The organism is Pirellulales bacterium (assembly GCA_036490175.1).
In the GTDB taxonomy this organism is placed as follows: Bacteria; Planctomycetota; Planctomycetia; order Pirellulales; family JACPPG01; genus JACPPG01.
The window spans coordinates 24,544-51,209 of sequence record DASXEJ010000379.1 but is presented as its reverse complement, the minus strand read 5'-3'; the positions used below and the strand labels follow the sequence as shown (position 1 = coordinate 51,209).

Annotated in this window: 1 protein-coding gene; it reads right to left on the bottom strand. The window is 60.6% G+C overall.

Annotated elements, in window-relative coordinates:
- Positions 1-390: 390 nt before the first annotated feature.
- Entirely contained in the window at positions 391-26,652 is a 26,262-nt protein-coding gene (locus VGG64_28875; GenBank protein ID HEY1603650.1) for an FG-GAP-like repeat-containing protein, read from the bottom strand.
- Positions 26,653-26,666 lie beyond the last annotated feature (14 nt).

Here is a 26,666-nt window from a genome sequence, read left to right as displayed (position 1 = left end):
GCTTAAATCTACGGTTGGGATGCCATGGCCGCGCGCGTCGTGGCCATGCCGAAGCATCCTGAGAGTACGTACCTACAGAAGGAGCATGTTCACGCAAGCGTGAGCATGCCACCCGAACATTTGGAGTTGACGCAGCACGAGCCGCAGAGCGAGCTGGACATCGTGACGTTCTTTAACGCTTGCGAGCCACAGTTATCGCCACGGGATGTGACCGCGTTCAAGACGCATGCGCTCCTGATAGAATCATTCAGCAATGCGCGGCACCGGCCGCTCCTCTCTAGCGCCGACTCTCACAAGCTCTCGGCACCGCTCTCTCGGAAATCCGCGCGAAACCGTCCTTTCCAGGGAGCTTCTCGGCGCCTCCGCGTGGAAGTTTGTCGATGTCCCGACTCAACGTGGAATCTTCGCGACGGGGCGTTTCCAGCGGCCAACGACGCTGGATAACATTTGGTTGGCGTCCTCGGCGACTTGGTTGAAGTCGTCGGCACTTACGACTGCGTCTACTGCCATCATCGTGGCTGCTGAACGGTCGCCAGACGTAAAGGTACGGAAAGCCGTGGAAGAGCTTCCGTAATAGCGACGGTCCGTAAGATCCAAGGCTCCGGAGCCAGCAAGGACAGTGTCGGTGGCCCTTAGCTGCGCGGTCGATAAACCGGATGAAGTTTGCGCCCCCGTGCTAGTCATCGTCGAGAACGGCAAGCCCGTCGCGGCCACGGAAAAAGCCGCTACCGCCGGAGGTTGGCTGAGGGCGCCATAGGCCGTGGCCCTGGCGGCTTCTATCGCGACGCTGGCGCCATTATTTGTTTGCAGACTGTCGCCCGCGGGCACAGACGCCAGCCAATGCACGGCAATCACGTTGATATCAAGGCCATTTACTAATCCGTCGCCGTTGAGATCGCTCGTTGTTCCCTGCGAGTGCAACCAATTGTTGGCCACTACACCAATGTCCAAACCGTTGACAATGCCATCTTGATTCGCGTCACCTGGCAGGACATTGAACGCGAAATTGAAATCCTCGCCGGCCAAACTGAATGCGGTGCCCGAACCTGCGGATTTCAGATCGAGGTGCAAGGTGTCGGTATTAATCGACCGCGACAAGGTCCATGTTGCCGTATGTATCGTCGAGTCGTAGCTGAAATTCACAACGGTGTAGTTTGCGACATTCACGCCTGTAAGCGTCAAGCTCGTCTGTTGGACATTCACGTCCGCGTTGAACGCAATCTGAATCTGATCGAGGTTGATCCAGGGCAGCGAAGTCGGTTGTCCATTGGTTCCCAACGGAATGGAATACCCCCCAGCCCCCTGGCCAGCTGATAATTGGCTCGCAGAATTGTTCGTCCAGGCGCCATCGGAGACGCGAACCGCAGTGACTTCGTCAGACAAAGACGGGTTGCCCTGCCCGCTCGTAAGGTCGACGCTACTCGGCAGCCGCCGGTCGCCTGTCGCGAGCGTTTCGGTCATCAAATCTTGGGATTGCGTCGCGGCGTGCTCGGGCAGTCCGATCAGATTTCCCATCTCGTGCATGACCGCAGTCAGCAGGTCCATATGGCCGTCGGCGGCAGTACCCGCGGGCGCTTGCAGCTGCGAAGTTCCCCGTTGTGTCAGGAACTCGCTGTCATCGCTGGGCGTACCGTCGACAAACCAGCCCCATCCGGCAGCGGTTGTGTCGACGATGATCGTGGACCGCATGGTTTCCGCGAGCAATTGGTCTGGCAAATCAGCGACGATAATCGTCGCGCTTTCCAATAGCTCTTGTTGGGCTGGCGACAATCCAACGGTGGCCAGCCAACGTTGCAGAGCCTCGTTGGCAATTGGTGCGAGCTGATCTTCGGTGAGTGCCGGTGACTTCGCAACATTGGCCGCAGAAGCCGCCGCCGTGAGCAGCAGGATCGGTCCGTCCTCACAATTGATTTCGGATTCGAAGTTGATGCAGTTGTCGTTGCCATCGCCACCATCGCCGAAGTCGGTTCCCGGCCCTCCATCCATGAAATCGTCGCCGGCACCGGCATTAACAGTGTCATTGCCATCGCCGGCCAGGATGTTGTCGTTGCCATCGCCGCCATCGATCACGTCGTCGCCCGGGCCACCCTCGATCAGGTCCTGACCGTTGCCACCAAAGAACGCGGCGCCGTTGACGCCGCCGACGAGGTGATCATCGCCGTCGAGACCGTAAATCTGCGCCATTGCACCGACAACGGTTGCAGCCTGCAGCGAGATAAAGTCATTGTCGACATTTCCCTGTATGGTAATCGTCGGCCCGCTGAGAGTGCCTTCGACAACAATGTTGGTGCCGACGCCTCGGTCGGCATTGCCAAAGTCGCCAAGGATCGTAATCGAATTGCCAGCGGCCATGCCGGTCTGCACGATACTTCCTGGCTTTAGCCGGACGTCATCACCCCCGCGTAGCGTTATAGTCCCCGAAATCGTGGAAATTACGCCATTGGGATCGAGAAACAGATCTTCGCCATTCTTCGAGGCGTCGACCGTTGTCAGCTGAATCGTCCCAATCGACGTCCGTGCGTGGACGACATGGAGCGCGCCCGACGTTTCGTTGATCACGATGTCTTTTGCCGCATCCGCCGTGAGTACACCCGAAGCCTCGAACGAGGTATTAATGTCCAACGGATTGTCTAGCGAGCCAATCGAGCCGCTGACCGCGGCAAGCGTGATACTGGCCGCGATGATATCCGGATCGGCGGTATTGAACGTATCGACGATTGAGTCCGGCGCGCTGAGCGTAACGTTTCCACGCGACGACAGAATCACGCCAACCCGCATGTCGCCATCGGTCTCGTGCAGGACGATAGCGCCATTGGTGCCGGCCACCAGGCGGCCGGTGGAGAGAATATTGGTATTCCCGCTCAGCCCAATCAGATTGGTAGAAGCGGAACTGACGAGGTCGATATTCGCGCCTTGGACGAGGCCGAAGTTATACGTCGCGTCGATCGTCACCGGGTTAAAGGCAAAGGCGCCCGTTTCTACGACCGGCGGTGGGTCCCCCGCGCCAGGACGGAAGTGACTGATCACTTCGCTGAGCAGCGGGGTTCGCGGCTCGTTGACCTCGACGGCGTACCAATTTGCCGGAAGCGTCGTTTCGCGCACGGCGGCCTGGGTGGTAATGCTTACTTCGCCCCCCGCGGTAATGGAATCCACGTTGACGGTGAAGCTGGTGGCCCCCAGAGTGCGTTGCCGTCCTTGCAAGCTCATGTAGATGTCATCGCCCACGGCGACCGACATATGGGTCGGCCGTCCGCCGCTCTCGACAAGGTCGACCGGGAAGCGGAATCCGCCCGAGTCGCCGATGGTACCCAGCGGCGCCTGCGCTTGGAAGCTATTGGTTAGCACAAGGCCTTCTTCATTGCTCTGCAGAATGTCACCGCTGGCGCTGACGAGTTTCGTGGTGCCGAGAGGGTTGTTGATCGTGCCAGCCACCATCACATCCGAACCCGAAGGACCGGTGCTCTCGATATCGACCAGCGTCGATGTGAATGTTTGCCCCACGTTGAACGAGAAAGGATCGACCGGGACGTCGATTGTCACTTCGGGCGAAGTGAGTCGATTCACTGGATCGATGTTGATGACTTCGACATTCTTGGTCGAGGCGTTGAGTATCGTGACAGTGTCGTAGTTCTCTTGGAAATTGAAAGTCGATTGACTTCCGGCCAGTGTCCCTTGCGGCGCGCCGTCGCCGACGTCGTTGGTAAAGAAATGGGCCGTGCCCTGATCATTGAAGGAAATGTCCTGGACCAGGAATTCCGTCGCGGTCTGCATATACGAGACGTTTGTCGCCTCGGTGACGTTTCCTGCGGCGTCGATCACCAGACGTGGCGCCGGCCCGGCGGTCAGAAAAACGTCGCTGTTCCACGCGATGTCTCGCGCGGGGCTGAATATATTGCGGGTGGTCACATCCCCGCTGTCGTAAAACGCCCCATCTTGATGGGGTACGACTTTGATCGCAAAGTTATTGGAGAGGGCTTGTACATCGAGGGTGTGCGTCGTAACCAGGGCTCCGGTATCGGCCGTCACGTCGGCTTCTGTCAGCACGTAGGAGATCGCCGTGGAATCCGAATCGCCGACGGCCGCATCGGTGTCGACATCGGATTCCGAGTCGATGTTAACGTTGTTGACCTGAGACACGATCGTGACATCGGCGGTTCCGGTCACCTTGGCATTGTGCAAGATGTTGACGTTGGCGTGCTCCCAATCGTCGAATCGCGCGGTGGCGTCATTGTCGGCGCCCGCCGCCGAGGCACTCCCTTCGGAGTGGGCCGATCCGCCCGTTCCGTTCACCTGGGCATTGAGTTGCACGTGGGTGGCGGTGAGCTGCGATCCGGCGCCGATCTCGACCTGGGTTAGGGCATCGCTGGCCACGCCGATCCGTACGCCTCCTGGATCGTCATCGCCGCGGCTTTGGTCATTGGCACTGGCATCCGCGCCGAGGCCGCCGGAATCGACTTCAGAATCGGTGTAGGCCTGCGTGCTGGAAAGCCCCTGGATCGAAATGGTGCCGCCCGCCGAGAGCTTCGAGTTTGTTCCGGTACGCGCCCGCGTGTCGTGACCGATGTCGGAGAACGTGTCGGCTTCGGCCAAGTCGATCAAGCCACCGCCGTCCGAACTGGCTCCGGCGTCGGCAATATGGTTAGAGCCGGCTTGGATCGTAATGTTGCCGCCGGCAACGATCTGGGCATTGTCGCCGACATACGCGTCGTTGTTGTTGGTGACGTTGGCCGTCGCCAAGGATTGTCCGCTGCCGACCAGACCACCCGAGGAGTTCGACGAGTGACCTGCCACGTTGGAGATGGAATTCGACGTGATCGTGATGTTTCCCTGGGCCTGAATGGCGGCCTGCCCGCTTCCAACGTCGACATAGGCCTGCACGTCGGGCGTGGCGATCGTGCTGGCATTGGCTGCCTGGCCGCCGAAGAACAATCCTCCGCCGGACCCTGTGGCGAGCGAAGAGGACTGCCCGTCACCCGACAAACCTCCGAATGCCGACAGCGGCAGCCCGTTAGGACCGGCCAGGTGATTCGCGCCCGTCGACGACGACGTGAAATCCAGGTCCAGTGACTGCTTGCCGCTGGAGGGAGCCAGGTCGATTCCTTCCGTCCCTAGCGTACTCGTGCCGGTCAGCGCGAGAGCATTCAAATCCAATAGTGGTCCGCCTGGGGTCGCGGCCAATCCAATACGATTGGGATTGACCACGACTACATAGTACGTGGTTCCATCGACCAACGGGCCAATCGGAAGATCGCCGGCCGGCAATAGAGCGTGTGTGACTGTTCGGCCAGCCGAACTCTTATCAGGGGTCAAGGCGATGGCCGTTCCGGCCGTGGCCAATGCCGGGGTTGTCGCCAGGCGAATCAAATCGTTGTTGATTTTGATAACGTAATAGACGGTTCCTGATATCAGGTTACCAATGGCCTTGGTTGGATCGCTAGCGGTGTAGAGGACAGCCTCTCCTTGAACAAAGGTGTTGTTGGCCACCAGAATGTCGTCTTGCCCCGGATCGTCTAGCGGCTTGCCGTTGGTATCCCGGATCAGGTTTCCGGATGAATCCTCCGCGACATCCACCAGCGTGGAATTGAAGCTCTTCGCCGTGTTCGGCGCGTGGTATGTCACGGCCTGGTTGTTGGCGAAACCGTGACTTGGAATGTTGATCGTGTTACCGATGCTATCGACGGCCGTCGCCGCAAAGCTCTTCGGCGCGTTCTGCGCGCCCGCGAGAGTGGTGGCCAGTTTGATCGTGGTGGCATCGATCAAGCGTACGAAATAGGTCTGACCGTCCACCAGGCCCGAGACGTTCGGTTGCCCGTCACTGTGGTAGACAACCCGATCACCGGTCACGAGGTCGTGCGTGCCGGTTGTTTTGATCGTATCCCGGGCCGCATCGACTTGAGCGCCGTCGAAGCGAGCGCCGAACTGGATCGTATTGGCATCGACGGCCAGCACGTTGTATTGCCGTCCGTCCTGCAAGCCGCCGATGGGGACGAACGGAGCGCTCTGATACACGACCTGGCTACCATCGCTGAGACCATGGTTCGCCAACGTTATTGTGTTCTGCGCCAGATTGACGTCGCCGGGATTAAACGTGTCGTTCGAAGGGGGCGAAAAATCGCCCGAGTCCGACTCTATCGTGACATCACCCCCCGCAGTCACATGCGCGTTCCCTCCCACGCGGCTCACGACGGTGGGACGAATGGTGGTGTTCGCGTCAGACTCGCCCACCGCGACCGCACCGAAGGCGTTGGCCGTGGAATTGCTGTCCCCTTCGGGGCTGGACTTAGCCGAGATGATTATTGAGTTCGTGGTAACGACTGTGGCGCCATCGTTGATCGCCGCCACTATGTTCGGGCTGACATCCGAATCTGCCTCGGTGGCGTTGTCGCTAATGAATCCGCCGCCCGAGCCCACCACGCTACTGGTAGACAGATCATTGCCGACAGATTGAATAGTTAGATTTCCCACGTTCACATTGGCGCCGGCTGCCAAATAGGCCTGCGTTTGATTTCCGGAAAATGCTTTGGCATGCACATCTCCCACGCCCAGCAACAAACCAATCGCGGTACCATCACCGGTGGCCTGGGCGTTGTTGAGCGAATCGGTGCGAACCAACAGAGATTGCGCCGCATGTACCGTGGCCGCGCCGACGAAGCTCATCACGTTTGCGGCCGCATGCGCGGTCGCCGACGCGCCGGTCGTGCCAATCAGCGAACCACCCGAAGTGTCGGCCAGGCTCATGCTCACCAGCGGCGTGTTGACCGCTTCGACGGTTATGCTGCCGCTGGAATCGACTGTGGCGCCGTTGCGTATCGATGCTTCAACCGTGGGAGAGTCAGACGCGTTGGCGTTGGAACTTCCTGCCTCGAATGCGGCAATGCTGGCCCCCTCGGCATCGGAATTGACGACGTTGCCCAGACTTTGCGCCTGCACGAGCAAATTACCAGCCACGGTCAGGTTCGTGCCGTTGTTCGCGTACGCCCGAATCTGCGAGTTGAGCGTAGCGTTGGTGACGGCGCCACTTCCGGTAACGATTCCGCCCTGATACGCGTTTGCCAATGCGTTGGCAAAGCTGTCCTCGTCCGCAGCTTCGATTTGCAGGTTGCCACCAGCATGGACGGTACCTTCGGTATGGGCCAGAGTTGACCCGCCGGTGGTAGCATTGGATACGGATGCTCCGCCGGCAACTACGCCGACGGCGATGGCCCCCGTGTTGGCGTTGGACAACCGGGCGGACGAAGCGCTCACGGATACGTCACCGGTCGTCTCTACCGAAGCGTTGCCGATATAGGCTTCGGCCGTCCCTTGAGTTTGAGCCGTTGCGATGGCGCCGTCGCCGGCCAGCACCCCGCCGCCGAAGGCGTCGGCGTTGACCTGCGTGCCGTCGCTGCCATACGCGCTGATAACCAGGCTGCCTGCGGAGATGTTTCCTCCCGTTCCCAAATACGCCTGGCTTGCGCCCAGAGTCGTGGCGTTAGCTAGCGAGGCGCCGCCGGCCGCCAGGGCGACCGTCACCACGCCGCTTGCCGAGGTTGCCATATCGTTCGAATGACTGTTAATGGTCAGGACGCCGGGCACCACGATATTGGCGTCATCGATGTGCGCCGCCACCGTGACGTTCGTTGTGGCGTCACTCCCGGTCGCATTTCCCGAAACGAGTCCGACGCCGATGGCTTCGCTATCGGAATTGGCACGATCGGTCGAAGTGGCGCCGACGGTCATTGTGGGAGCGTGAATATTCGCACCGTCCGAAACGCGCGCTTGCACGGAACCTTCCACCAATGAATCCGGATCGGAGAATCCGCCCGCCGCCAATCCCACGGCCAGCTCGCCGACACTTGCTTTGGCGTTTCCGGTCGAGGTTGCATTGACCGTCACGGCACCCGTCACGGTTACATTCGCGTCGCCGATATGGGCGTAGTGGTTGGCGTCGACGGTGGATCGCGAAGTGCCGTCGTTTCCAGCGACTAGCCCAGCCTGGCCGACCAAGGCATTGGCGGTTGTCGTGTTATCGGCGATTGTGTCGACCGTCAGATTGCCCACGCTTCCGGCCCCTCCACCGACATTCGCTCCGGCGCCGATGTCCGCCGTGACGTTCGTATCGACACGCGACGTGGCAATGTCGGCGCCGGCCGCGGCAAGACCGGCCGAGAACCCCTTCCCTTCGGAATCGACGTTCGATTGCTGGCTGGCTTCGACGACAACGTTTTGGGCCGCGACAATCGTTGCATTCCCATTGAGGCGGGCCGTTGTGTTGCCAGAAATCGTCAGCGTGGCCACGTTAGCCTGGGCAGCGATGAAACCCACTCCGCCTCCGATGGCGTTCAACTCGCTATTTGGTTGCAACTCGTGGTCTTGGGCCTGAATCGAGATGTTTCGCGCCGCTTGCAGCGAATCGGCGCTCCCCAAGTAGGCCTGCGTGTTGTTCTGGATAGAGCCAATGCCGATGCTGGCTCCGACGCTTACAACGCCCAGCGCCGCGCTTCCCACGCTCTGGTCCAGGTGAAACAAGTTTGTCGCTTGGATGGTGATATCGCGACCTGATTGAATTTGGGCTCCAGCTCCTGGCCCGGCATCATCGACGAACGCCATCGCGCCGCGGTCGCTGGAGGAAGTCGCTGAGATCGCACCATCCACCGTGGGATCGCCCAGGCCGTCCACGAGCACGGTGGCATGCACGATGATGGGGGACGTGCCAAATCCGTGATAGTTGATGGCGCTGGCTACGTCCGGCGTGAACAAGCTGGCATCGACCTGATTCAGCAGATTTGCCCCACCGACGGATCGATTGAATTCGGTGTCTGCCATCGAATCGGTCGAGGCGCCCAGGCTTTGAACCGAGACAGCGGCCGAAAGCCCCGCAATGCCTGCGCCAAAGGCGGCTACAAACGAATCGATCGATCGCGATTCGTGCGCCAGAATCGATACGTCATTCAGGGCACCGACAATCGACTGACCACCAACGTGAGCGACCGTACGATTGCGAATGGCACCGACGTCGACCGATGCCCCCACGCCAGCGAACTCGCCCGCCGCGGCGGTTCCTGTGTCGTCGTTGATGAGCGCCGTGTCGTTGGCACTGACGGTCACCGTTTGCACGACGCCGCGCTCGAAGCTGACGCCGGATTTGTATGCTGGGTCCTGATTCAATAGCGACGTGCGGGAGCCATCTTGTACGGTCGCCTCGGTCGTGGTGCGGATGTTGTTGACGGCCACGGTTCCGGCTACGCCCACGGCGCCAAGTCCGGCTGTCATTACGAGCGGATCGAGAGTTTCGTCGCTGTCGGCGGCGATAGTTGTAGCGCCGGCCGCGTTCAGGTGCCCGCCCAAAACCTGCGCCTGCACGACGTTCTCGATGGTATTAACGCTTACCGAAACGCCGAGTCCAACCGCCCCGGCCCCTAACGAGCCGACGTCGGTGTGAGTTGTGACCGTATCGTCGGCGAGCACCGAAATATCGTGGTGCGAAAAGATATCCGAATCGTGCACGAAGGCCGTGTTGTGATCCGCGACGTCCGTCACAGAAACGGCACCGGAAACTCCCACCACCCCGCCCGCAATGCCAACCACGGCCAGATCAAGCTTCTCGCGTGTGACGGTGCTGACTTCCACTCCTTGACCGTAAACCACCGACGTGCCGGGGTCCGGATCGGATCCACTTTCATCGGAGTTCGAAATGAAGGCGCGCGTCTCGCTGTCGATATTGCTGCGATCGATTGTCCCTCCCACGCCAACCAGCCCACCCGCCGCACCGCCGGAGAGCGCTTTCACCGTTTCGTCGCTGTGCGCGCGGACGATGACACTTCCACCGTAGTCCGACGCAGAATTGATTTGTGACGCGGCAATGAACGCATCAGTGTGGTTGTGCCAATCCGTCGCCGAGACAAGCCCCCCAATGCCCACTAACCCGCCGCCGGCGTTGATGGCGGTCATTCCGTTAAAGCTGCCGGTCGGTTGGCCGACGAAACTGGCGATCACGGCCAATCCGTGAATCTGCTCGATGCTTAGCACACCGGTGTCTGGATCCCAATGCTCGACGTTCGACGTGGTTCCCTTGCCGTGTGCCACAATGGTCGCGCCCTCAACGAACGCGCGAGTGACGTTCTCACTCTTATTGACGACGACCGCGCCGCTGGCGCCTACCAGGCCGCCGGCCAGCGAACCGACGCCGAGATCCCACGAGTCGTTGGCGTCGGCCGTGACGACGACATTAGCGAAGGCGGTTACCGTTGCATCCGAGATGTAAGCCTCGGTCTGCGTCCCCACGAACACCACGCTGACATTGCCGGCGATGCCGACAAACCCACCGTTCGCGCCGCCGGTAAAGGATTTGATTGTGGCCGCAGAGACCGCGTTGACATTGACGCTGCCCGCGGTACTCGTGACCGTCGCCTGATGGATATAGGCCAGAATGTGATTGTCGATCTCGCTATAGGATGCTGCTGCCCCAAGAGCAACGAGTGCGCCCCCCGCCTGGCCGGTAAAGGAACCGTTTGTCGAGGCGTCTGTCGCGGCGATTGTCGTGTCGGTCTGAGTCGTGACGACAGCGCCACTGGAGACATGCGCGTCAACCGTATTCGAGGTGTTATTGACGCCCACTCCACCGGTGATCGTCAGGTAGGTTGCGCCTCCGAATCCCGCGCTGACCGAGTTGATCCTGCTATTATCTGCCGCCGTGATCGACGCAGTTGCCGCATCGACCGTTGCATTGTTGTCGACAAATGACGTCACCGTGTTCTGAATGTTATTCGTGGATATGCCAGGAGCGACGGCGACAACGCCGGCCCCCGCGCCGGCACCGGCAATCGCCAAAATGTCAGAGCTATCGTCCGCTGTGACCAACAAAGATTGGCTGGCCACGACGTGAGCCGAGTTCGTGACATGAGCATCGGAGCGGTTGGCGATTTCGTTATCGGTTGTGGCTACGTCGAATGCGCCGGTACCCGCTCCGGCCCCAATGGCGGCTGCCGACTTGGTGCTGCCGGTAGTGTGCGTATCGACATCCACGGTCGGCGCCGTGACACTGGCGGCGTCAATCGCCGCCATGACCTGGGAGTGGCCATTCGTGGTGCTCGAGGCGATGCCGGCGGCGATGGTTCCCGCGCCTTCGCCATTGCCCGCCACTGCTCGGATGCCGGAATCGTCCAGACCGCGCACGCGCACCGTCGAAGTCGCCGTCACGTTGGCGCCCTGACCGATGTGTGCATCGACATTGCTGGCGACATCATTGAGCGCGATCGAGCCGCTCAAACCCAGCACGCCCGCCCCCGCCCCGCCAATGACGATCGCCGTGATGTCGTCGACGAACGAATTATCAAAATCGCCGCTCTTGGTAGTCGGATCAGTAAGACCATCGTTATTGTCGTCGTTAGAGCTAGCCAGGATGTCGACGGTGTCGCCGCTGACCGTCGCATTGTCCACATGGGAAAAGACGTTGTTGGCAATCAGGTTTTTCCCCTGCGCGGCTGCCGCGGCCAACGTGCCGCCGGTGCCGGCGCCGCTGCCAGAGAGAGAACGGATCGTGGAATCATCGCTTCCCCTCACGAAAATGGAACTCCCTCCCACCACCGCAGAATTAAGCACCGCGGCATCCGTCGTATTTTGAATCTGGTTTTCAGACAGGGAATAGTCGGCCGCCACGGTCCCGCCGCCCACACCCACCGCGGCCAGCGCATTGATCGTGGCCAAGGTGTCTGCCAGCAGCCGTAGATTGCCGGCGTTGGCTGTCGTGTGTTCGTCAGACACGAAGGCGACCACGTGTCGGCTGGTCGTATTCGTGGAGATGGCTGTCCCCACGGCCGCCCCAGCACTCGTGGCAAACGCCGCTTGTCCTGCCGCACCGTAAATAGTCGACGTGTCGGTCGCCGAGACGGTAACGGTCTTACTGGCCGAGACGGCGGCCCCGCCGGATAGGTGCGCATCGAGCGAACCCGCAATGGTGTTGGTCGTGAGGGAACCGCCAGCCGCAAAGTTCTGTGCACCGACGCCGCCGGCCGCAATGCCCTCGATCTGCGCGTCGCTGGTCGCTAGCACTTCCGCCGCGGTGGCGGTTGCGAGGGTGCCGGCTCCGTCGATATAGGCGACCGTGTCGCGCGTTATCTCGTTGGTCGAAATGGCCGCACCGATGGCTGCTCCGCCGCTGAAAGTGAATGCCGCCTCGCCGGCGACCGCCGAAATGCGCGAATGATCGCCCGCGTCCACGGAAAGTCGTAGCGAGGGTGTAACCTGCGCGCCATCACCAATATGGGCGTCGAGACTACCGGCGATCGTATTGTCGGCCAACGATCCTCCGGCCGCGAAATTTTGCGCTTCGGCACCGCCGACGGCCACCGAGTTGATCGCGGCATCACTGGATACAAAGACATCGACCGTGGCGCTGTGCGCCGTGGCACCATCGATGTACGCTGTGGAATTGCGGGTGATCTTGTTTTTCGAGATGCCAGCGCCGACCGCGCCCCCAGCATTACTCGTCACGGCTACGGCCCCTGCGATAGCTGTGATCTGCGTGTCGTCGTGCGCCTGGACCGTTACCGATTGCAGCGCGGTTACTATGGCTCCCGCCGAGATGTGCGCATCGAGCAAGCCGCCGACGTCGTTTTCCGAGATGGAACCTCCCAGCGTAAAATGGTTTGCATCGCTGCCGCCGACCGCCACCGAGATAATGTCGGCATTGTCGTAGGCTTCGATATCGATCACGGGTGCGACGACGCTCGTGTTGGCGCCGTCAACGAACGCCGTGACATTCGTGGTGATCGTGTTATTGGATATCGCGGCGGAGCCCGCGAACGCCCCCTTGGCGATGGCCGCGTTGCCACCGACCGCGACAATGGTCCCGCCATCGTCAGATAACACGCTGACGGTGCCCGCCGCCACGACTTGAGACCCGGCCGACAAATGCGCGTCGAGTGTTCCTGCGATTGTATTGCCGGCGTAAGTTCCGGCGACAACCGCCAGCTGGCTGGCTTCCGCAACGCCCAGACCGACGGAAATGGCATCGGGGTTGAACACGGCCTTGATCTCTGCGTCGCCCGCGGTGGCGGTGAGTCGAGACTGCTCGACAGCAGCGCGGACAGTGTCGTTAATTTCGTTGGTGGCAACAGCGACGCCAGCCGCTGGAATGATGCCTTTGATGGGTCCCTTTTTGTCGATGGTCACAGAATCGGCCAGCACGCCCGCCGTGGTGTCATCTTCGGCATGCACGCCGGAGTCCATTGCCGCGGTGATGATCGACTGGTCTGCTACCTTGGCTTCGACGGTGCTTTGGATCGTGTTCGAACCCTGTTTGAACTGCAAACCATCGTAGCGCGGCAGCAAGGAACGATTCAGAGCGTCGACGGTCTGTTGGGCGTGCACATCACTGTTGCGGCCGGCGTTGATCGTCGAGCCGTCGACATACGCGCCGATCAGATTCTGCACCGTGTTGGAGCCGGTCGTAGCCGTCAGCACGCTCTTGCCATTCACATCCCCTTCGACGAGCACGTCGCGGCCAGCAGTGGCGACTGTGCCGCCGGTGAGTGAGGCCACAGCGATGTCATGCGTATTTACGAACGAACGATCGCTATAGACTGCGACCGATGAATCGACCGGCGGCGAAATCAGATACATCAAATCGGTGGCGGTCGTCGTATCGGACTCGAAATCGCTGCTTTCGCGCGCCGCGACCGTCAGATCGCGTCCGGCGTGCAAGATCGCTCCATCCACGACGACATTGGTCCCCAGCCCTTCGATGTTTCCTTCAACGGCGCTCGTGACCACATCGCTGGGGGTAGCATTGGTCAGCGCCACGGCCGCTGCGCCAGCGCTGGGTAGGGCTCCGTTGTATTGGTCCAGGGTGTCACGAATTCCACCTCCCCCCAAGCTCGTCAGCTTCTGAATGACGAGATCCAGATCCGACTGAATGGAATCGGTGCTGTTGGCGTTGAGCAACGATGCCGGTACCAGGGCTGTGCCCACGATCGGCAGTAGAAGTGGCGACTCCAAATCGCCGCGCAGCGAATACATCGAATGGATCAAATTGATTCCCAGCTTGGTCGGCTGCCCGATATTGGCGATGAAGCTGTCGCCCTGAATGCGGTCGAGCGCGAAAACGTCGATATCCTGCAGCGCATTGACGCGGGCGCCCTTGTTGATGCGTGCTGTGGTGTCGTTGCGAACCACGCCGATGTCCACCCCCACGCCGGCGGCCAATAAACCGAAGGCGAAGTTGATCGGCACACCGAACAGGGTGGTTTGATTGGCCGACGACACATTCACCGACTGGGAAGAGCTGGCGCCGGCTTCGTCGGTGTTGACCTTGGCATTCTCATCGATGAATGCCGAAGTATCAGAATCCACCAATGCCGCCGTGACCGAGCCCGACAATCCAATGAGCGACGAGGCGGTGCCGGCCCCGGCCACGTTGAACACGTCTTCGCTGCTCACGGCTTGCACGGCTACGCCGTGAATCGTCTTCATACCCAGCGAGGGCGTGATTGAGCCGTCGAATACTTGCAACGTGCTCTTGGTATTTCCTTTGGCGTTGACGGTGGTGTCCTTGCCGATGAATGCCTCGGTATCTTTGCCGATGACTACGGTAGCGAAAGAGAACCCGGCGCCGGTGAAGCTGTGGCCCAGGGCCGCAGCACCGGCCATGCTGTCCACGTCGGTATCGCTGTGGGCCGAGACCATGATATTGCCGTCGGCATTGACCACGGCTTTGTCGCCGATATAGGCGTACGTGGCTTGCTTGATGGAAATGAAATCCGCCGATCCGTCCGCCACGACGAGAGATCCCTCTGCGGCCGCGCTGAGGCCGGCCGCGAACACCATGACATCGTGGATGGCCTTGGCCACGACAAGCACATCGGACTTCGCATTCACGATGGCCCCGTCGATCCCGGCCTCGGTCGTATCGTTCGTAAGCGCCAGATCAAATGCTCCGCCCGCCGTGCCCACGGACGGGCTGGGGGAAGACAGCGCGGCACCGCCGGACAAGCCCATGAAGAACAGGTCGGAACCGACCGTTACCATGACAGTTTGTTCGTCGCCGGCGCCGGTCGTCGACTGATTCACGACCGCGTCAGTCCCAATATGCGCCAGTGTGTGATTGGCCGAGACGATCGCCCCCGCCGAAAATTGCGCAGTGAGCGTGCCACTTGCTCCGTAACCGATCGCCATCGCGTCCAAAGCATCACGCGACGTCGCGGAAATCGCCACTCCGCGGATCGGGACGATGGATGGCGTCGAGGATCGCGAGCCGGTTAGATCCGGATCATCTTGCGGGCTGCTTGCGGGCGTGATGTTCAGAATCGAAAGGTCACCGTCGAAACTCAGTGCGTTCACCAATGTGCGGATGGGGTTGTCGAACAAAACACCGAGCACGTCAAACACCAGCGAGCCGAGCAATCCTGGAATATTATCTGTATTCGGCGTGTAGCTGACGTCGAAGGTACCGCTACGTGTCGTCGCGGCAGGCCGCAAGGCCATGGCGGTGACATGTGCGCCGCTGTCGACGTAGGCTTGCGTATTCTTCTCCAGACTGACCAGGCCAGCCGAGGCACCGGCGCTTGCTGTGGAACTGAAGGCGCTTTGCCCGGTGACGTAATGCACGTTGGTTGCATCATCAGAGTTGACGACGACGCTGCCTTGCGCTGTGACGGTTGCGGCGCCAGTAATGTACGCCGACGTCGTTACTGGAATCGTGAAGATGTCGGCCGCACCCGCGATCGTCGCCAAGGCCGAGACGCCAGTCGTGGCCGTGATAGGTGCTATCACTTCGTTCGACAGGGCGAGCACCTCGACGTCGTCGTTGGCGGAAACGGTCGACGAGCCATCGACGTACGCTTCTGTATCCTTGGTCAGGCGTCCGCCGTTGGCGGCGCCGCCCGCGGACACAGCGAGAGACCCTGAGAGTGCGCCGGCGAAACCGCCCACATTGGTCGTATTCCAGGCCAAAAGCGAAACGATCTGGGTTGTCGCGCTGCCACTCATCTGACCAACCACCGAACCACCGGTGATCGCGGCCGTCGTCTGGTTGTTAAGGACGATGGCGTTGACCGACCCCGCTCCGGCAAATCCCGCCGCCAAAGCTCCGGCCACGGCGATCGGGCTTATATCTTCCTCCGAATTGGCGCGCAGCACGACTCCTTGCAGGAGTTCCATCTGCCGAGCGCCATTGACGATCTGGCCCGAGAAGACACTTGCCGCGGCGTGTTGCGCCAGGGCGTCAACGATGGCCCCGTTCTGAATCGTGGCGCTGGTGACGTCATTTTTTGTGAACACATTCACGGCGGCGCCGATGCCGGCCCCCACGCCCAATCCTACGGCGCCCGAGATGGGATCAAACGTAGAATGGCTGTCCGCCGTGAGCACGACGTTGCCGTCGGCCAGGGTCGTGCCGCCGTTGATCGTGGCCTGAGTGTGCTTATCGAGTTGCGTGAACACGGCCGAACCCGCCACGGCCAGCGCCAAGCCCGCTCCGACTCCCGCGGCCGATGCGTCGACGTCCTCACTCGACGAAGCTTGCAGCAGCACGTCGTTTTGAGCGTGCACCTGGGCGCTATCCAGATGCGCTGTGACGGATTTTGTCGCCAGCGTAGCGACGAATGCCGCTCCCGCACTGACGAAGGGAGATGCGCCAAACGATCCAGCAACCCCGAGACCGAGCGTGTTATGCTGTGCCGAAACCTGCAGGTCGAGTGGAACGGTAGCTGTAGGATTGACGATATCGATTTTCGCCTGCGGTCCCACAAAGGCGTCCACGCTTGTATCCATCCGAAAGATCACGGCCGAGGCAGCCAGTGCCGCCTCGCCAGCAGTTGCGTTCCCCGAGGCGTGTCCCAAAAGATTGTCATTGCTCGTCGCCGTCACGAATACGCCCGCCGGCGCGGTCAGCCCGCTGCCGAGCGCGGCACGCACCGTGCCATCGACATGAGCCACGACCTGGGAATCGATATTCGGACTTACCGCCGAAAGGCTCGCGCTGCCGAACGAACTGGTCGCTCCGGCACGCGATAGGGCCACAACCTGCGGCGCGTCCTGGGCCGATACGAACAAGCTTTTGTCCGTGATCACCGTGGCCCCGCTGGCGACGTAAGCCTGGACATTTCCCCCCACATCGAAGGCGCTGCCCGCTCCGGCGGCGCCGATAGCTGGTTTGGAATTGGCAGTCACGACGTCGGGGTGTCCGTCACCGTTGACATCGTCGACGGCCAGTCCCACGGTGGCGTTGGCGTCGGTACTGATATCGGTCCCGCCATCGAAATGTCCGTGACCGTCGTTGAGATAGAGCTGGTTGGGAGTCGACAGATTGCCCACGACCAGATCTAGATCGTGGTCGCCATCCATATCTTTGAGGACCACGGCCTGCGTCAACGGACCGATCTGGGTGATCGTCGTGCCGGTGTCGAAACCGCGCGTGCCGGGTGTCGTACTCAGATTTTCATAGAGTCGGACTCCCGTGCCCACGTTCCCCACGACAATGTCTGGGTGCCCGTCGCCATTGACGTCACCAATGGCAATCGATCGCGTGATGAATTTATCAGCGCTCAGATCCACCCCCGGATCAAAAGTTCCGTCGCTACGTCCGTAATAAATCCGCGTTGTCGCGCCAAAGGCGTACTGCGAGGTGAGCTGATCAAGGTTTGTCTTAACCGGATCAAGATCGGCCAGGCTGAGCAGATCCTTGGTGGCCAGATCCGCCAGCGTCGTCAGTCCGGAATCGATCAACTGGCGCAAGTCCAGCTTAATGTCCAGCAGGTTGTTGACGTCGACAATCCCATCGTCGATCAGATCGTTGATATCCGTGAGCTGTGAACCCAGCAAGTCGCCCAACTTTATGTCGGGCAGTGACAAGTCGTTGATCGTGACCAGGTTTTTGCCGATCACTTGATCCAGTGCAGCCAGGCCCGAATTGACAAGATCGTACAGCGAGACTTTCCCCACGGCGTTCACGAGCCCATGAGCCGCTAGTTGGGCATCGGTCACCAGGCCCGAGGCCGTCAAATCGGCCGGATCGAGCGCCTTGTCAGTAAAATTCTGCAGCGTCACGACGCCGTCGAGCGCTAGCCCTCGCAAAGACGCGATGCCAGCGTTAACAATCGTGGCGACGGTGATCGGCGCCAGAGGATCGAAATCGAAACGATCGAGCAGGCCCTTTTCGACCAGGTTCAAGAGCGAAGTGAGACCGCTGTGGACCAGGTTGACGGAGTCGACGACCGTATTGTCTAGAAAATCGCCAACGTTCACCAACTCGCGATTGATTAGGCCTGGCAGATCAAAGCCGAGATTTCCGGTTACGATGTCGATGTTGCCGTCGCCATCCAGGTCCGCGGCAGCAATCGAGGTGGTGAAGTTCACGTCGCTCGAAATATCGCGCGCGATGGAAAAAGTGCGCGTCCCACCTTGCGATGTGAATTTCTCGGCCTGATTGCCAGGACCTTGATTGATATAAAGCCGCGGGTGCTGATCCAAGTTACCGACGACGAGGTCGAGATCGCCGTCGTGATCGATATCAACCACGGTGATCGACGTCGTCTGGTCCGCGTCAGAAAAACCAAGTGTGAGAACCAGCGGCACGTTTCCGGGGGTGACAAGGTCCCCCGCCCGCCGTGCCTGCGCTAGCTGCGCCTCGGCCTCCGCCGAGAGGAGCGTGTGCCCGGCGGTTGTGAAGATCATGCGTCCGGTGGCGTCGATCTGAACCTTGATGTCGCCGGCGGCTCCGAAACCCGACGCCACCACGGCCTGGTCCACCAACCCTTGCAACTGATCGCGCAGGTCGTCAGCGGTCACATTGTCGAGTGTGTCGGCGTCATTGGGCTTGATCGAGAATTGAATGTTGTGGCCGTCAAACGAAACACTCAGTGGCAGCGGGTCGTTCGCCGCATTGGTGACAATCAGCCCGTCGCGGCGGGCGGCGCTTATCGCACTCTCGGCACTGGCCGCATCCAGCACTCGCGACGTCGACGTAAGCACAATCTGGCCGCTGGTCGGATCGATCGACACTTGCACCGTGCCGGGGACGAGTCCCGACGGGGCCAATTGATTGTCGATCTGCGTCTGTAGTTCGTGTACCAGGTCGGTGGTGCTGATATTGTCGCTCGTCAGCGAAGGATCGATCGAAACATTGAGAGTGCCTACGCCAATATCGATTCCGGCAGAGAAGTTGCCCTTCCCATCGTTCAAATAGAGCCGGTTGGGTTGCCCTAGATTCCCGGCAATGACGTCTAAGTCTCCGTCCTTGTCGAAATCGCCCAGTGCCACTGCGAGCGTCAGATCAGGGATGAGCGAGTTCTTGTCGATCGTGGGGGCTTCCAGGTTATCGAGCGCGCCGAGCGCACTTCCGATATCCTTTCCAGCGCTAAAATTGCCGCTGCCGTCGTTCAGATAGCTACGGTTGAACTGGGCGAAGTCCCCGGTTACCAGGTCGGGTTTGCCGTCCCCGTTAAGATCCCCGATGGCAACCGACGAAGTGAGCGTATCGCGGCCCCCGGCATCTTCTCCTGCCACGCCGTCCAGTGGCGAATCCGTTCCGTTGTTGATGTACAGCCGGTTTTGGGTTCCCGCGCCGCCGTCGGCCAATGCGGCCGAGACCGACAGCACATGCTCGTTGCTGTTGGCGTTGATATGCAGATCGTTCGGCGTCACGACGTAGGAGCCGGTGCCAACGAAAGCATGGGAGTCGTTGCTGATCGAGCCGATGTCTAGCGCCGCCCCCAAAGCGGCAAAGCCGTCGGTCGACGCCGACGAGGCGCCGGCATTCGACACGACAGACATGTTGCCCTGGGCGTTGACATCCAGCGTGCCGGGAATGGAAGCGTTGGTCCGTGCGCCGATGGCAGCCTCGGCCAGCGTCTCGAGTTGGTTCTCGTTGACCGAACCGGCCACAGCCACGTCGGCCTTGGTCCCCGCGCCGCCGTCCGAGAAAGCTAGCACCACGCTGCCCGTCGTTGCAAGTATCGCCACGTCGGCAGCGTGCAGCGTCGTATCTTGCGTATAGGCCCGCGTCATCTCGTTGATGCCGTTGTGGGCGAACGAACCACCGATTCCCAAGTGATTGCCGAACGCCACGGCGCCGGCCGTCGCCTCGACAAGCGGCGCATCGTTCGCTTCGAGATGAATGTCATTGCCCGCCTGAACTGCCGACGTGTCCCGCACAAAGGCTTGGACACTGTCGGTAAGTGAGTTGTACGCGACGTCGCCCGAGAAACCGAATCCGAAGTCCAATCCGTGATATTGCTCCTGGCCTCCTCCCAGGTCTCCGAGCGACCCACCCGATGAAGCCCCAGAGGCCGATGTCGTCCAGAATTGCTGATTCGACTGCGCGTTGAGTCGCACATCACGCCCAGCGGTCACCAGGCCAACAATTCCGCCGGTCCCCAGTGGGCCAATCGCCGCAGCAGAGTCACCAATGACGGCATGGGTTTCGCTACGACCTTGCAGCTCTTCGTCCGACGCTGGGTCAAGCGTGCTGGGCACTGTCTCCACGGTGTAGGCAGCCGCAGCACCGATTCCGCCGTCGTCGCCATGCACCGCACCGCCGGCCGTATTGACCACGGCGCCGCCGTTGAGCGCGTTCAGGACAACGTCACGTCCCGCGTGTACAACGGCGCGATCCTCGATGTAGGCCAACGATTCGTGTCCCAGCACGACCAGGCCAAATGCACCTTGAATACCCACGCCTCCTGCGGCCGTGCCCGGTTGCGTCACTTGAACAATATCGTTGGTCGTGTTGGAGTTCGCTGTCACGTCGCGTGCCGCGCTGACTTGGGCGCGATCGTCAATCGAGGCCTTCGCGTAATTGTCGGCATAAAGGGCATTGAAATAGCCTCCCACGGCGAGACTTCCGCCGTCGAAATCGAGCGGCGACGTGTCCATGCCCGCCATATTGGTCAGATGAATCGTTCCCTGCGCGTCGAGCGCGACGTCCTGATCCGATCCTACGGTGACGACCGCCGGGCGCTGGTTGACCTGCGCTCCGCCGGCGATTCCTGAGGCGGCCTGGTTATAGACTTTCAGATAATTGACGCCCCCACCCAGGACCACGGCGCCGCCTGGAGCGCTACCGTTTGCCTGAACGAAACTCGTCCCCATCAAACTGGGGTCGGCCAGCAGCGGCGCGAGAAACGCCGTCAACGGATCGAACGCGGCGTTGACGGCGCCGGCGACCGTGTTGGCGTCAGTGTATTGCTGCTCGATTTGGCCTGTCCCCGTGCCGCCGGTGGTGGTCGGCAAGGTAAACACGGGCTGAAACGTCGGATCCGGATCGGCCGTAGGTCCTGGGTTGTGGACCGTGGCATTGGAGGTGATGGACAATACATGAGCGACGTCCACAGTCGCGTTTGAGCCGACGAAAGACGTGGCTTGGTTAGCCACGCGCGACCAGGCCACCGCTCCGCCGATGCCCACGGTCGAGGCGTCAGCGGCATTTCCCGTGGCGCTGATCTGAAACGGCTCATCCGCGGTCGAGTCAATTGTCATACCGCCGCCGACGACAACATACGAACCGTCGTCGATCAGAGCGGCCGCCTTGTTCTCGGTTCTAACGAGTGCGGCGGACGCCGCGAGCGAAACGTCGGTGCCGATCTGTGTAGGATTGATCGTGCGGCCATCGACGACTGTGCTGAGGTCTAAATGCGCCAGGAAAGTGGTCAGCGACTGGACGAGTCCGTTTGTCGCGTCCGGGGTCACGGCCACCTGGCCGAGCGAGCGGGTGACATCCTTGAGATTCTTCGAATGGGCCTCGATCCGCAGATCACCGCTGACGTTGATGTTGCCGCTGATGTCCGTGCTGGCGTCGGATTGATACGATCCGATGGCGAGCGCCGCCCCGACACCGATCAAGGTGCCGCTACCGGGAAAGCCCGCGGCAATCGCGAGATTGGAAATCGAATTCGTATTCTCCGCATCCATGGTCGCCGATGCGGCATTGATCGTGGCGCCGGACTGAACCGCGACATCGGAGTGACTGCGCGCCTTTCCATAGGAAAGCGATAGGTTTGCCACGTCTCCTGTCTGGGGAACCAGCGTGGTGACTGCCAAAGTGTTTTCGGCAGTCGCGTGCAGGTTGACCTGGCCAGCCGCCGCAATCAGTGCGCCATTTTCTACGATCACATCGGCCGCAGGTGACGAGCTGCCGTAGGTGATGCCGAAGTACTCGCTACGCGTCGTGATCGCGGCGCTCGACTGGGCGTCGGCGTTTAGCATCACATTGCGCGCGGCCTGTAACACTGCGCCTTCGCTGATGTCGATCTTGGCCGTGGCCGCCGAAATCACCGCGGCGGCATGGCCCGTAACTTCAAAGACGTCGCTCTCGTCAATCGTGGTATCCAGTCCCGCATTCGCTGATGGATTCGCGTCCGTGTCGAGTGCTGATTTCTGCGTGCTGACTTGTGCCACGATATTGATATCGCGCGCCGCCAACTGCGCGCTGGCACCGATATCGATCGTCCCACTTGCACCGAGGCTGAGAAACCGGGAGCTACCGATCGATAAACTCCAGGAGAGAATCTGGGAATCGAGTGCCGTTAACGAGATGTCGCCGGGTGCGAAAGCGCCCGTCGCGTCGGCATGTAACTCGGCATCGGCCCCGATATTGATTAGGGGCGCCAAGATCGCGATGGTGCCAGAGTCGGCAATCGAGGGATCCGTGAATGGGTTACCACCGGGCGCCACCTGTCGGCTGGAGAGCTTTGCGCCACTGTCGACCTCGACGTCATCCGCTTCGAGTGTGATATTGCCTAGGCCGCTTCCCCCTACGGCGCCGGCGATGATGATTTGCCCCGGAACCAGCAGTTGTTCGTCGCCGTCGCCCGACGAGTCGCCGGGCAACAAATTCGCGTCGACCGTGATGGCGCCATCGGTCACCGCCGTGATCCGGTAAGTGCCGTTATTGATGAGAAAACCAGTGGCGTGAATCTCTTGTCCGACTTGGAAACCGTCGGTGAGGAAGCTGCCCGCCGCGCGCGTAAACCGATTGTTCGAAGAATCGACGGAGAGCGTTGTCGGACCGCTCGAGATCGCGGTAGCGACGATCGTGAGCGCGTCGGGCGTGGCGTCACCATTTCCCATGGCAGACGAAACGATAACGGTACCGCTGAAAGTAAACGTGCTCGCGCCATTCGCCACTAGGTTTACGCCCGTGGCCGGCGCTGGCGATGGGACCGGGTCTGTGGGGGTCACAAGCGCGTGGATGCGCACCGACGGCGTGATACCGCCGACGACTTCGTTGGGATCGGGCGAAGGCGTGTCGCCAAGGTCCGGAAAATTCAGCGCACCGTTTTGCCAGTCGACAAATAGCGCGCGGAACACAGGGCGCAGAATATCGCTTTCCCACAGGGGATCGTTGCCGGTGCCGGTGGCATATTTCAAGTCAATCCAGCCGGCCAGCGGCTCGGCATAACCGCTGGGGAGCACGGCCAGGGTCTGCGGATCGCGCGTGAGTTGTACATGCCGTACGTCCAGAGAGTTATTCACCGCCTGGGCGCGCAGCGGTCCGGCAATCACGTCACCGTCGGCGACATTGTCTAACTCGACTCGCAACGTGCCGCTGGTCGAGGTGACGCTGCCCAGCACGTTATAGGAAAAATCTCCATCGGACACCTGGTTGGAAAGTTCGCGTTGATTGACGAAGAAATCCGCGATAGGCACCGGATTGGCGCCGTCATAGACGCGGTAATGAGCATTGGTGGCCGGGTTGATCGGTTGGCCGTTGATTCGTTGCGTGACGTTCGATTGCCAACTCGCCTGCAACTGATACGGTTGACCCGCTGTTACATTCATGGTCCATGACGCATCGGCCGTGGCCGCGCCGGTGGTTTGCGGACCGACGCGGTATGCCAAATCACTGACAATCAGACTGTCCTGCCGCCAGTTGTGATCGCCGTCAATCTGCAAGAGCCACGGTTGCGCGTCGGAAAGCACCTGGCCGATCGAACCGTCGGGCAGCGTTGCGGCAACCATCACTCCCGGCTTCTGCAGCGTAGTGGTGAGTACGTTTCCACCGTCGGCGCTATCCATGTTGAGGCGCGACCAATCGTACGGCGTCGCAAGCGGTGTCCCCAAATCCGCGAGCGTATTGTTTACCAATGCGCTGAGCTGACCGGAGCTTGCTGTGTCGCCGTCGAGTGGCGTTTCTTGCAGCAGAATGATCTTGGAAAGTGTGACGGCGTCTGCGTAGGCGGCGAATTTCGTCGGGTCGAATTCTATATCTGGCCCAACAATGGTCTGAGGCCTGTCGAAAAATACGAAGTTGGGATCATCCGGCGGAGCGGCGTCGGTCGCCTGACTTTGGATGCCTAAATAACCATCGAGCTTGGCGTGATCGCCAGGCTGGAAGACGTCTATAGTCTTCGACCCGATCGTGGCGGACTCGAGGTCCATGCCGTCGGGCAGATTAATCAGTTTGCCGATCGTTTCTACATCAAGGCCGTAACGCTGTTGAAACATTTGCTCGATGAACTGCTTGGGAATATCTGTAATTCCCCCGCTTCCCGATCCACTACTGCCGGACTCGAGTGGATTGATCGCCAGGCGGAGCGGCTCGATGATGTTATTTTCGAGCGGGCTGATGAATGATTGCAGGAAATTGCCCAGGTCGGCGACTCTCTGCGGCACGCCAAACATCGGCAACAAATGGTTGGAAATGAACGAGTCGGAAGTATCGCCATCCTGGTTCGGGTCGTTAAAGATCGACAAGAAGGTGCTCATCAACCCGACCTGATCCTCGGCAGCCGCGCGCTCGGGATCTGAATCGTTGCCGACCCCTTGTCCGACGCTATTCTGCACGTTGCGGAGTGATTGGAAGTCGAATAGCGCTTCGCTGGCATCCAGGCCGACCTGCGCCCAGACCTTGATTCCGGCGTCGAGGCTGTCTCGCCAATAGGCCAGGTACGAGGCATACAGTTCCGCACTCTGCTGCACGCTGGGAGTCGAGCCCAGCGCAATCAGGTGGTCGAGCAGCCCGTTGAAATCCATGCTGGGCGCTGTGCCGTATGCTGTCGTGTAGGCGGTCGTTGCGATTTGCGCCTGCTCGGCCACGGTACCTCGCAACGATAGGAACGTATCCAACAGGACACCACGGCTCCCCTGTGTGACGAGGGCTTCGTCGCCGGTCCCCGCGGAATCGCCCGCCGATAGCGGCTCGGCCACGGTAATGGCCGTCGCGGTGACATTGGTCACGGTGTATTGACCGTTGTTGCCGTTGAAGCCGAACGAGTAGATCGTCTGGCCTACGGTAAAGTGGTCGTCGAGGAAACTGCCGGTCGTGCGGGTGAATTGATTGGTCGTGGCGTTGACTGCCAGCGTGGTGTATCCCGTGTCCGCTACGGCTGTGGGGTCACCCGGGAAAGGCTTGATCAACGTCTCGTAGACGAAGCGGGTTGGCACGTCAAAGCTGCTGCCAACCGTCGAGTTATTGCTCAGATCGCCATCCGGCAGCAGCGTGCGAAGATTGTCGCTGTCGTACCCTGGCGTGGCGTCTCCGATGTAGCCTTCGACGATAAAGTGCCGAACCGCGTTGGCAAGGTCTTGGGTATTGGAAAGCACATCCGAGGTCGACGGGTAGACACCTTCGGCAAATTCGTTGACCAAATTGTGGGCAAAGTGATCCCCTGCGGCGTGCGTGGCGTAGCCGTATGCAAAAGCCAGGATCTGCTGCCGCTCGTCGGGCGAATAGGTGGGATCGTTCTGCGCGGCCCAGGCCATGTCCAAAACACGCTGCATCCATATGCCAGTGTCGACCGGATGGATGATGCTTTGCCCCATGACGAAATCGGGAAATCCGTCAGGCCCCACGGCTCCGGCGTTGTAGTACGTCGGATACTTGGTAATCGCCTCGACGACCTTGGGGTCGACAGTGTAATCGTGGCCATTGATCGTGATTTTGCCATCGTCCAGCAGATCGCTACGCACGTCCTTGGCCGTCTCGACGTGCGTATAGGGTTTGAAAGCCACGTCATCGAGAATTCCGGCAGGCGTGCCGATGGGGTCGGCACTCGCATGCTTGAAGCCGAGCAGGTGGCCCGCTTCGTGGGCGACCACGCCGGCGAGATCGCTGGCGAATTGTCCGGCCGTCGTATCCGTGAGCCCGATCTTATCGCTGAAAACGAGCGCCGAGTCCGCGTGATCCTGGTTGTCGACGTCGATCTTCTCGGCCACGCCTAAATAATTGCCGTAGCTGGCGAATTCTGTCCCACTGCCCCCTACATAGATCGTGGAGAACTGCGATCCGGCTGCCGGTAATTGCGTCGTGAAGGAAATTCCCGTGCCGGCGAATTCCTGCGCTAGCGTCGACGTCACCTCGGCGGCGATCTGCGACTCCTCACCGGCGAGTTGCGGCGGCGCACGAAAGGTCGGGATGGAAATACCGGTCAGAATGACAGGGCCGTCGTAACGTACCCCCTGGGCACCGCTCAGATCCAAGTAAAAAGTCTGATTCGTCGCGACAATCGCTGGCGAAGAATCGGCCGGCACGAGTCCGATGTCACCAAGTGCCTGCAAGAGCGCCGCCGATCGATTGTCGACGCCCGTGGGGGCGACGGTGAGCAGCAGTCGCTCCTCGAGGTGCTCGAACCCTCCGGCAAATAATCGAGCCGTCAAACGACGATCGGCGGACTTGCGACGATGCTCGGCTTGTCGGCGACGTTTCGAGAGCAAGCGATTGCGGCGCGATACTTCCATGGCGCAAGCCCATT